Origin of the sequence: Mesorhizobium sp. M0598 (assembly GCF_040320865.1) — a bacterium.
Lineage (GTDB): Bacteria > Pseudomonadota > Alphaproteobacteria > Rhizobiales > Rhizobiaceae > Mesorhizobium.
Map to the genome: position 1 here is coordinate 1 of NZ_JAMYQL010000082.1, position 4,554 is coordinate 4,554.

At 57.6% G+C, this 4,554-nt stretch carries 7 protein-coding genes; 6 read left to right on the top strand and 1 reads right to left on the bottom strand.

Annotated elements, in window-relative coordinates; genetic code table 11:
- The 4 genes from NKI59_RS34600 to NKI59_RS34615 form a co-directional block, all read left to right on the top strand.
- Positions 1-205, top strand: a 205-nt coding sequence (locus NKI59_RS34600; RefSeq protein WP_502901156.1) for a cupredoxin domain-containing protein, incomplete at its 5' end; no start/stop codon positions are given.
- 25 nt (positions 206-230) lie between these two features.
- Positions 231-515 carry a copper-binding protein gene (locus tag NKI59_RS34605; RefSeq protein WP_352455535.1) on the top strand — a complete coding sequence of 95 codons (285 nt, stop codon included), beginning with the start codon at positions 231-233 and terminating at the stop codon, positions 513-515.
- A gap of 408 nt (positions 516-923) precedes the next feature.
- Positions 924-1,601 carry a response regulator gene (locus tag NKI59_RS34610; protein ID WP_352596276.1) on the top strand — a complete coding sequence of 226 codons (678 nt, stop codon included), beginning with the start codon at positions 924-926 and terminating at the stop codon, positions 1,599-1,601.
- Complete coding sequence (locus NKI59_RS34615) at positions 1,588-2,949, top strand: sensor histidine kinase (RefSeq protein WP_352596273.1); 1,362 nt, start codon at positions 1,588-1,590, stop codon at positions 2,947-2,949. Before NKI59_RS34610 ends, NKI59_RS34615 begins: the two co-directional genes overlap by 14 nt.
- Positions 2,950-3,083: 134 nt before the next feature.
- Here the strand turns inward: NKI59_RS34615 and NKI59_RS34620 are convergent, their stop codons facing one another.
- Positions 3,084-3,368 (bottom strand): hypothetical protein, encoded by a 285-nt coding sequence (locus NKI59_RS34620; protein WP_352596270.1) that lies wholly within the window; start codon positions 3,366-3,368, stop codon positions 3,084-3,086.
- Between the two features lie 602 nt (positions 3,369-3,970).
- Between NKI59_RS34620 and NKI59_RS34625 the strand changes: the two genes are divergently transcribed.
- Entirely contained in the window at positions 3,971-4,126 is a 156-nt protein-coding gene (locus NKI59_RS34625) for a hypothetical protein (RefSeq protein ID WP_352709017.1), read from the top strand.
- Between the two features lie 41 nt (positions 4,127-4,167).
- On the top strand, positions 4,168-4,554 hold a 387-nt coding region (locus NKI59_RS34630), incomplete at its 3' end, for a cupredoxin domain-containing protein (RefSeq protein WP_352709018.1).

Here is a 4,554-nt window from a genome sequence, read left to right on the forward strand (position 1 = left end):
CCATGAGGGGATCATGGAGCACAAGGCGCTGATGGAGAAGTTCCCCGAGATGGAGCACGCCGATCCCAACGCGATCCGGCTGGCGCCCGGCGCCAGAGGCGAGATCATCTGGACGTTCGCCAATGCCGGCGAATTCGGTTTCGGCTGCCTTGTGCCGGGTCACTACGATTCCGGCATGAAGGGCGACATCAGCGTCGCCAACTGAATTCGAAAACACAAAGGAAGCAGTCATGACACTATTGGTAAAGACACTCTCAACGCTCGCGCTCGTTCTCGCCATCGGCGGGAGCGCGCTTGCGCAGGAATACGTGAAGGGCGAAGTCATCAAGGTCGACGCCAAACAGCAGAAGCTGACGATTAAGCATGGGCCGCTGACCAATCTCGACATGCCAGCGATGACGATGGTGTTCGTCGTCGCCGAGCAGGGCCTGCTCGACAAGGTCAAAACGGGTCAGGCGATCGAGTTCACAGCCGATCGCGTCAACGGACGCATCACGGTCACCGGTATCAAGTAACCCGGCCAGCGTCGCGGGGTGAAAACCAATCCGAAGCGCAACTGACCGCTCTCGCAGGCGATCCCGGCGCGATCGCTTGCGAGGTGATGAGCGCCGCGGATCAGCCTTGTGCTGGATTTGCGGCACAATGAAGGGATACGCCAAATGACGCTACAAGTGGTCAATATTCGTGAAAGCTGCGAGGCGCTTTCGCAAAGCCGCGTTCTCGATCCAGTCTATGGATATTGAGACATCAAAACCCAGTACCTGGCTGATGGAAAAGCTGCGTCACCGATTAATGGCGCGGAGCCGAAAAACCGCCGGGAAAAGCCTCAGTGAGACATCGCTTCGTCCGCGTCGCTGACAGAAGCAAACTGGATAAAAGGTCATCAACGCTTGGCGCGCCAGGCCAGATGAGAGATTGCTATTATGAAACTTCTTCTAGTCGAAGACGACGAACAAATCAGCCGTTACATCGAAAATGGACTGAGCTCTTCCGGCCATGTGGTCGATGTCCTGACAGACGGGCGCGATGCTTTGCTTGTCGGACTGCGCGAGCCCTATGACGTCGCAATTGTGGATCGGATGCTGCCAGGCCTCGATGGTTTGTCGCTCGTGCGGGGTCTTCGAGGCGCCGGCGGAAAGGTCCCAGTGATCTTCCTGACGGCGGTGGGCGGTGTCAACGATCGAGTTGAGGGATTGGAGGCAGGTGCGGACGATTACTTGATCAAGCCCTTTGCATTCTCCGAACTCCTGGCTCGGATCAATGCTCTGCAAAGGCGCCCTCCGATCACCCCCGAAAAGGCAAAGCTGAAGGTGGCTGATCTGGAACTGGATCTCTTCAGCCGCCTCGCCACCCGCGGCGGAACGACGATCGAGTTGCTCCCTCGGGAATTCGCGCTGCTTGAACTCCTCATGCGTAACGAGGGCCGCATACTGACGAAGACCATGCTCCTTGAGCGGATCTGGAACTTCAACTTCGACCCGCAAAGCACCGTGGTGGAAACCCATATCAGCCGACTGCGGGCGAAGATCGACAAACCATTCGATGTTCCGCTCCTGCGTAATAGACGCAATACCGGCTACTCCATCCATGGCCAACGCTAGTATCGCCAGAAGTACGTCCATCCGACTCGCCGCGTTCTACATCTCCCTGTTTCTGCTCTCGTTTCTGGGAGCCAATTTCGTCGCTTACAACATGGTCGCCGCCTACCTTTACGAGCGGCTGGATTCCCATGTGATGGAGCGGTTCCGGGAGATTTCTTTCGCTTATGACGCGAACGGTGTCGATGGCGCTGCTGCCATGATCCGAAGCCATGGTCCGGCAATCAGGGGACAGGAGACGCTATACACACTGAAGGATCCCGAAGGCGACTTCCTGGCTGGCAACATTGACATTTCCAACGTGCCGCCGGGATTTTCCACACGCGCACCGACAAGCCACGAGGCGGCGCTCAATAATTTCAGGCTCTACCGGAAGGACCTGGACGGCTACGACCTGACCGTCGGCGTAAGCTATGACGACACCAATCGCTTGCGCAGCATCGCGCTTATCAGCTTCGGCTGGGGAACGGCGATCGTGCTTGCTGGAGGTCTCGGCGCGGGCGCAGTTTTGGCGTTCCGCACGAGACGGCGTGTCGCTAGACTCTCGGATGCGATGAAGTCCGTTGGCGCCGGCGATCTCGCTACCCGCTTGCCGGTCTCCTTGCGCAGCGATGACATCGACGTGCTGGCAACTGAGGTCAACGTCGCGCTGGCACAGCTACAGGCTAGTGTCGCGGCGATGACGCAGGTAACGACCGACATCGCTCACGACCTCAAGACGCCGGTCGGCCGGCTGTTTCTAACGCTTGAGGCCGCTTCCGAAAGCAAAGACCAAACGGCCACGAGATTCCTTATCGAAAAAGCGATGAGCGAAATCTCGCATATAGCCGGCACCTTCGAGGGCTTGCTGCGCATCTCGCAGATCGAGTCCGGCGCACGCCGTTCCCGGTTTGCGAGGGTGAACCTTTCGGAATTGGTCGCCGAAATCTACGATATCTATAGTCACATCGTGGAAGACGCCGAGCGTTCGCTGGTTCTGTCCAATGACAGCCAAAACACGGCCTTATTCATATGGGGCGATGCCGAACTGCTGAAGCAGATGTGCGTGAACCTTATCGTCAACGCAATGCGCCACACACAAAGAGGATCCCGGATTGCGATCGGTGTCACGACACAGGCGAATCGCTGTGCAATCATCGTCAGCGACAACGGACCGGGCATCCCGGCGGCGGAGCGGCAGAAGGTGTTCAAACGCTTCTATCGCCTGGAAAAAAGCCGGACCACCGAAGGGACAGGGCTCGGCCTCAGCCTGGTCAAGGCGATATCGGACATGCATGGCGCGACAATTTCCCTGAAGGACAATAGCCCCGGCTTAATTGTGGAAACAGAGTTCCCCCGTAACCATAATTGAGGTCAGTCACTTAGACGGATGTTCATATCACTTGAGACGAAATTATAAAAAGGGCAAACCAGCCGGCAGCGCTGCCAGCTGGTTTGCCCTGCACTGGCTCCGTGGGAAGATGCGGAACTGCGGTGTTGGTCCTGCTACCGGCCCGCCCAACTGGCGCGCTGGCGGGGGCTCCCCCCCTGCCACGATGAGGGGCTCACAGTTTCGACTCGGTTATAGGGGGAATCAGTCTTCTCGATATCGCCATTGTCGAGCACTTGGGAAGATATGTCGGGGTTGGATGCCGATTTCGTGGTTTCGCCCGTCGATCCATGGCCGTGCAAGACCTCGCCGATGCGCGGGCTTGTCGAGTTCGTGCCGCTGTTGGCGACACCGGTCGTTGCGGCGAAGACAATCAATGCATATCCGATAGTGTGTTTCATGGTTCAGTCCTCTTGTCGAAAGTGAGCGTTCCGACGCTCAGCAACAACAGGCTATCGGGTCGAATTCACGGGCACCTTCGCTCCGATTTACATTTTTGTGATTCTCATGCGTGGCCATGACAAAAGCAAAGTCCGGAAGGTCAGCTTATGAAATGGCACATGCTGCTGGCTGACACAGTTTCTTTGCGGGGATGCATGTCTATCCAATTATCCAATGATGCTTCAAAGGCAAAAGAGCGCGCGCGGAACCAGACATCAATGAAAACGAATGTTTGACTGTCGCGTCTGCTTGAGGCGCTGGGAGATTGCCGCACACGGGGTTGCCTGGGTCGTCCACTATTCCGTTCCTGAGAGATCTGCATCGAGGTCGACAACCACCCGCGGGTGGCCACGAGCCATACGCAAGCCTTACAAAAATGTATGAAAAATGTTGTGGCGCATGGTGTCGTCGAGCAATAGCGTTCTTGCAACGGCCTTCGCTCGCGAGTGCGCGAACCTCGGTTTGAAACAAGATCCTAGCATCCTCGGAGATGTCGCTCGACACCCCGTCGGCGCCATGTGGATGTTGAGCTCGATACCAGAAAAGCGAGAAACTGGCATCGATGGGCACAAGTCGCATTACACGATCCAACGTGGTGGATCACGACGTGCCGACGGTGTTCGGCCTCGATAAGTCGAACGTCACCGACAAGGTACGGCGCGTCCGGCCCGAATACATGGCCCCGGCAGCGCACGGTGGTCACGGCAAACAGGGATGAGAACCGAACCCCGCAACCTCAACAATGAGAGAAAGTGCAGCATGAAACGTATGATCGTAGCGGCCGTTTTGACGGCGCTCAGTTCCGGAGCAGCTCTTGCCGGTGGAAGCCACGCCGGAGGCCATGGCGATAAAGCCGCCACCATGCCGATCGGCAACCCTGGCGAGGCGAGCAAGGCAAAGCGGACGATCAACATCTCGATGTCGGAGAAGGACGATGGAAAAATGTTGTTCCAGCCGGCCGTCCTCAAGGTGAGGAAGGGCGAGACCGTTCGCCTGAAGTTCGTCAACAAAGGCCAAGTCGACCACGAGTTCGTCATGGACGTCCATGAGGGGATCATGGAGCACAAGGCGCTGATGGAGAAGTTCCCCGAGATGGAGCACGCCGATCCCAACGCGATCCGGCTGGCGCCCGGCGCCAGAGGCGAG

What these genes read in the sequence shown, in the direction of transcription:
- NKI59_RS34605 (WP_352455535.1), top strand. Translation starts at nt 231, where the DNA reads ATGACACTATTGGTAAAGACACTCTCAACGCTCGCGCTCGTTCTCGCC.
- NKI59_RS34610 (WP_352596276.1), top strand. Translation starts at nt 924, where the DNA reads ATGAAACTTCTTCTAGTCGAAGACGACGAACAAATCAGCCGTTACATC.
- NKI59_RS34615 (WP_352596273.1), top strand. Translation starts at nt 1,588, where the DNA reads ATGGCCAACGCTAGTATCGCCAGAAGTACGTCCATCCGACTCGCCGCG.
- NKI59_RS34620 (WP_352596270.1), bottom strand. Translation starts at nt 3,368, where the DNA reads ATGAAACACACTATCGGATATGCATTGATTGTCTTCGCCGCAACGACC.
- NKI59_RS34625 (WP_352709017.1), top strand. Translation starts at nt 3,971, where the DNA reads ATGGGCACAAGTCGCATTACACGATCCAACGTGGTGGATCACGACGTG.